The sequence below is a fragment of the Mesorhizobium sp. M7A.F.Ca.MR.148.00.0.0 genome, from assembly GCF_003997735.1.
Lineage (GTDB): Bacteria > Pseudomonadota > Alphaproteobacteria > Rhizobiales > Rhizobiaceae > Mesorhizobium.
This window is the reverse complement of sequence record NZ_RZTB01000024.1, coordinates 70059-73393: the sequence shown is the minus strand read 5'-3', so window position 1 is coordinate 73393 and position 3335 is coordinate 70059. Positions and strand designations below refer to the sequence as shown.

Annotated in this window: 4 protein-coding genes and 1 pseudogene (1 of these 5 only partly in view); 4 read left to right on the top strand and 1 reads right to left on the bottom strand. The window is 66.7% G+C overall.

What is annotated here, in order from left to right; all coding sequences use genetic code 11:
* The 4 genes from EOB49_RS37565 to EOB49_RS12465 all read left to right on the top strand — a co-directional run.
* Nucleotides 1-676, top strand: a 676-nt coding sequence (locus tag EOB49_RS37565) for a nitrite/sulfite reductase (protein WP_245472670.1), incomplete at its 5' end; no start/stop codon positions are given.
* 2 nt (nucleotides 677-678) lie between these two features.
* Nucleotides 679-1311: a precorrin-8X methylmutase gene (locus EOB49_RS12475; RefSeq protein WP_127381166.1), complete on the top strand. Its 633-nt coding sequence runs from the start codon at nucleotides 679-681 to the stop codon at nucleotides 1309-1311.
* Complete coding sequence (locus tag EOB49_RS12470) at nucleotides 1308-2066, top strand: precorrin-2 C(20)-methyltransferase (protein ID WP_127381165.1); 759 nt, start codon at nucleotides 1308-1310, stop codon at nucleotides 2064-2066. Before EOB49_RS12475 ends, EOB49_RS12470 begins: the two co-directional genes overlap by 4 nt.
* Nucleotides 2063-2827, top strand: coding sequence for a precorrin-3B C(17)-methyltransferase (locus EOB49_RS12465; RefSeq protein WP_127381164.1), 765 nt, complete (start codon nucleotides 2063-2065; stop codon nucleotides 2825-2827). The genes EOB49_RS12470 and EOB49_RS12465 overlap by 4 nt, the downstream gene beginning before the upstream one ends.
* Here the strand turns inward: EOB49_RS12465 and EOB49_RS12460 are convergent.
* Nucleotides 2791-3335, bottom strand: a pseudogene (locus EOB49_RS12460) (cobalt-precorrin-6A reductase); it runs 236 nt beyond the window's last position. The gene EOB49_RS12465 and the pseudogene EOB49_RS12460 overlap by 37 nt on opposite strands.

The window sequence follows — 3335 nt, the reverse complement described above, 5'->3', positions numbered from 1 at the left end:
GATGTCCGGCAGGACAGAGGGGGGCGCCTCGCGTAAACCTATCGGCCTTTTCCCCTTAGCCGGCGACGCCACCGCCCTCGGCATCGCCCTCCCCTACGGCAGCATGCCAGCAGAGAAGATCATCGCTCTCGCCCAACACGCCCTCGCCCTCGGCACCTCAGAAATCCGCCTAGCCCCCGGCCGCGCCCTGCTCTTCCTCGGTCACCCACCGGCAGCCAACCAACCCCTCCAACACACCGCCACCGCCCTCGGCTTCGTCACCGCCCCCACCGACCCGCGCACGCGCATTGCCGCTTGCTCCGGCACGCCGGCCTGTGCCTCCGGCCGCATCGCCACGCGCGACATCGCCGAGACGATTGCCACTGAAAACGCCGACATCCTCGACTTCACCCTGCACATTTCCGGCTGTGCCAAAGGCTGCGCCCACCCCGCCCTGGCGACGCTGACGATTGTCGGCGGCGAAAACGGAGCCGGACTTGTCGTGAACGCGACGGCAAAGGCCCTTCCTGCGGGCTACAGGCCGGGCTATGACGCCGCGCGCGGCATCGGCCGCGTCGCGGCAATGATCCGCAGCGCACGATATCAAGGCGAGACTGCCGCTGCTTGCCTGACAAGGCTCGGGCCGGCCGGGATCGCCGAGGCTTACCGACAGGCCCAAACTGAAAAACGGAAATGAGCATGGCCGCCTACGACTACATCCATGACGGCACGGCGATCTATGAGCGCTCCTTCGCCATTATCCGCGCCGAGGCCGATCTTTCGCGCTTCTCCGAGGCCGAGGCCGATGTCGCTATCCGCATGATCCATGCCTGCGGCCAGGTCGAAGCTTCAAGTCATTTTGTGTTCTCCAAGGATTTCGTTGCCGCTGCTCGCACCGCTTTGGCGGCCGGCGCGCCGATTTTCTGCGACGCGGAAATGGTCTCGCATGGCGTCACCCGCGCCAGGCTGCCGGCCGGCAACGAGGTGATCTGCACCTTGCGCGATCCGCGCACGCACGACATTGCCAGGGAAATCGGCAACACCCGTTCGGCCGCCGCGATCGATTTGTGGGGCGAGCGCATGGCGGGCTCGGTGGTTGCCATCGGCAATGCACCGACCGCGCTGTTCTATCTGCTGGAGAAGTTGCGCGACGGTGCGCCGAAGCCTGCGGCCATCATCGGCATGCCGGTCGGCTTCGTCGGTGCTGCCGAATCGAAGGACGCGCTGGCCGAGAATTCCTACGGCGTTCCCTATGCCATCGTGCGTGGCCGTCTCGGCGGCAGCGCCATGACCGCCGCAGCGCTCAATTCATTGGCGAGGCCGGGCCTGTGAACGCGCTTCCCAAAGGCCGTCTCGTCGGCGTCGGCACCGGTCCCGGCGACCCCGAACTGCTGACCCTGAAAGCCGCGCGGGCCTTGGCGGAAGCCGATGTCGTGGCCTATTTCGCCAAGCGCGGCAACAACAGCAACGCCCGCGCCATCGTCGAAGCGCAGTTCCGGCCCGAAATGACGGAATTGCCGCTGCTCTATCCCGTCACCACCGAAATCGACAAGGATCACGACGACTACCGCTCGCAGATCACGGCTTTCTACGAGGAGTCCGCCGAGAAGGTCGCCGAGCACCTCCAGGCAGGCAGGATGGTTGCCGTGCTGTCCGAGGGCGACCCGCTTTTCTACGGCTCCTACATGCACCTGCATGTGCGCCTCGCCCATCGCTTCCCGACCGAAGTTATTCCCGGCGTCACCGCCATGTCCGGCTGCTGGTCGCAGACTGGTATCCCGATCGTCCAGGGCGATGACGTGCTGACGGTGCTGCCCGGCACGATGAGCGAGTTCGAGCTGACGCGCCGGCTGGCTGACACCGATGCCGCCGTCATCATGAAGGTCGGCCGTAACCTGCCAAAGATCAGGCGGGCGCTGGAGGCTACGGCCAAGCTGTCGCGCGCCGTCTATGTCGAGCGCGGCACCATGGCCGGCAGCGTGTCGATGAAGCTGGCCGACAAGCCGGACGACAAGGCGCCCTATTTCGCCATCGTGCTGGTCGCCGGCTGGTCCGGCCGCCCCGGCGCCGTGGGAGCGCAGGCATGAGCGGCCGTCTCACTGTCATCGGCCTTGGGCCCGGCAATGCCGATCAAGTCACTCCGGAAGCCAGCCGCGCCGTCGCCGAGGCAAAATTCTTCTATGGCTACAAACCCTATCTCGACCGGCTGGAATTGCGCCCGGACCAGACCCGCGTCGCTTCCGACAATCGCGAGGAACTCGCCCGCTCCAAGGACGCACTGTTCAAAGCCGCCGAGGGCCACGACGTCGCGGTGGTTTCCGGTGGCGACCCCGGCGTGTTCGCCATGGCGGCGGCCGTCTGCGAGGCGATCGAGGCCGGCCCGGCCGAATGGCGCGCGGTCGATGTCGCTGTGGTGCCCGGCATCACCGCCATGCTGGCGGTCGCCGCCCGCATCGGCGCGCCGCTCGGCCATGATTTCTGCGCCATCTCGCTGTCCGACAATCTGAAGCCATGGGAGCTGATCGAACTGCGCCTGCTGGCGGCAGCCGGCGCCGGCTTCGTCATCGCGCTCTATAACCCGATCAGCAAGGCGCGCCCCTGGCAGCTCGGCCGCGCCTTCGAATGCCTGACCGCGATCCTGCCCGGCACCACACCGGTGATTTTCGGCCGCGCCGCCGGCCGCCCGGATGAGCGCATCAATGTCTATCTGCTGGCCGATGTCGAGGCAGAGAAGGCCGACATGGCGACCTGCATCATCATCGGCTCGCCGGAGACCCGCATCATCAAGCGCGCGGAGAAGCCGGCGCTGGTCTACACGCCGCGCTCGTCCACGGGACGGACAAAATGATCGACCAACATGGTCAGCGCTTCAACGCTTTCAGCCGCGGGAACATCCGGCAAGACTGGCCGTTGGATCATGACCACCTCGAGGCCAAGCGCCCGCGCCGCGGCGATCTTGCCATAAGTCGCTTCGCCGCCGCTGTTCTTGGACACGACGACATCGATGCGTTGCTTTTCGAGCAGCGCGCGTTCCTCCGCCTCACGAAACGGGCCACGGGCCAGAAGATAGCTCGCATCCGGCACGGCAAGCTTGGGCTCGATCGCGTCGACGCTGCGGACGAGATAATGATGCTGGGGCGCAGCTTCGAAAGCAGCGACCTCTTGCCGGCCCAGCGCCAGGAAAACACGGCGCGGCGCCGGTCCAAGCGCTCGCGCGGCATCGCCGAATGTAATGACCTCAGTCCAGCGGTCGCCTTCGACAGGCTCCCAGCCGGGGCGTCGCAGCGCAAGGATCGGCACACCGGCCACGCGGGCGGCTTGCGCCGCATTGGCGGAGATCTGCGCCGCATAGGGGT

Coding starts and splice junctions, on each gene's coding strand:
- EOB49_RS12475 (WP_127381166.1), top strand. CDS start 679: ATGGCCGCCTACGACTACATCCATGACGGCACGGCGATCTATGAGCGC.
- EOB49_RS12465 (WP_127381164.1), top strand. CDS start 2,063: ATGAGCGGCCGTCTCACTGTCATCGGCCTTGGGCCCGGCAATGCCGAT.